We start from the raw sequence: 1,506 nt of genomic DNA, 5'->3' as shown, positions 1-1,506 counted from the left end.
GATCTCACCGGGATGACGTGCGGGGGGTCACCCTTCCGGGTGATCGCGAGGGTCCGGACGTCACTCGTGACAGGCTGGCCCGCTTCAATAATCTGCCTGACGCCGCAACAACCGGACCGGATTGTTTATCCGCAGGGATGACAGAAGAACATGCAGGATAAAAAGCAGGCATGAATGCAAAAGAGGTATTCCTGGTTGTTGCGTTCCTTCTCGCCGGCACGCTCCTGAACATCGGGTACCCGGTTGTCGCGATGGCATATGCTATTCCGGTGAGCATCGAGTTTGTCATCGCCGCCTACTGTCTTGTCGCGATGCTGGTGGTGCCCCTGCGCATGGCGGAGATCGCCGCAATCGGGATCCTTGCCGGGATCCTCACCATCCTCTCGAATTATGTTCATATCGTCACGCTCATCAGCGGGCATGCCTCGTGGCCGGCTCTCTGCATGGCCTTTGCAAACCTTGCAAGCGAACCGGCCGGGATCATTGTCTGCTTCATCGCGTTCCCGTGTCTTGCAGCACGGGTACGGGCAGCTGCACCGTTTGCCGCAGCGTTCCTTGCAACCATCGCAAGCGGCCTGACGTACCTTGCGCTGCTCCTCCTTCTTCCCCCGCACATCCCTGCCACCCAGCCGGGGTTTCTGGAAGCCTTCCTGATGCGGGTCGTCATCGCGGCGATCGTGAATGCCGTCGTGGTCCAGGTTGTTTTTATGGTTGCGGACCAGCCGGTGAAGCGATATCTTGCAGGGCCGGATGCGTGAGCGGTTGCGGTTTTCATTCCGGTTTTTTTTTACACCCCGGGTTGGGTGGATCTCCCCCTCCGGATTTCCTCATGAAATTGTCATCGGCAGCCATTTCCAGAACTTTTGCATGTTCATTTCCATGCCTGCCGTCACCCCCGATGAGGTGCGCCCCCGTGGCGGTCTCAATACGGTTTTTCCCTAAAAAAATGCCCCAACCGGGCTCATCTGGGTGAGGATCCAGCTTGAAGACCGTGCAGGGCATTATGGCACCCGCAGCCCGGCCAATAGCGCGGGCATCGGAGACCTTGCCACCCCGCTCAGGAGCGCAAGGATGCGGGCGGGGCCGGTTATGTTCAAATTCCCGATAATATTCATTGTTCAGGTCTGAACCAGATCGGTTCATGCCCGTTTCTACGGTAATCCGGCCCTCATGATCACAAAGAGGGTGCGATGGGCGAGCCCTTCCCGATACTCCGTTCTCCAGAGGTCTTCATCGTTTGGGCGTGAACGCCCGTCCGTGTCCGTTTCCAATGATCGTTTCCCAAACACCAAAAAAACCAGTGATACCATTGGGTTGCTGGTACCTGGATCTTCCGGGGAATTACCGCTGCCTGCCCGGCCGGTTCCGGGCCAGAGTTCGTGGCTGTGCTCCTGCAGGGCAACGGCATGCCCGGGACTAACAAACCAGATCGCAGTGGCTCCTGCATTCAACAGGATTGGGATCGTACTTGCAGTTGAAGAGGCACTTTCCGCACTGGTTTTTCGC

1 protein-coding gene is annotated in these 1,506 nt (G+C 57.8%); it reads left to right on the top strand.

All coding sequences use genetic code 11. The features are described 5' to 3' along the window. Positions 1-170: 170 nt before the first annotated feature. Positions 171-758: a hypothetical protein gene (locus CW742_RS12700; protein ID WP_292420924.1), complete on the top strand. Its 588-nt coding sequence runs from the start codon at positions 171-173 to the stop codon at positions 756-758. Positions 759-1,506 lie beyond the last annotated feature (748 nt).

The organism is Methanoregula sp., assembly GCF_002835825.1.
Classification (GTDB): Archaea; Halobacteriota; Methanomicrobia; order Methanomicrobiales; family Methanospirillaceae; genus Methanoregula.
This window is presented reverse-complemented; position numbering and strand designations above follow the sequence as displayed.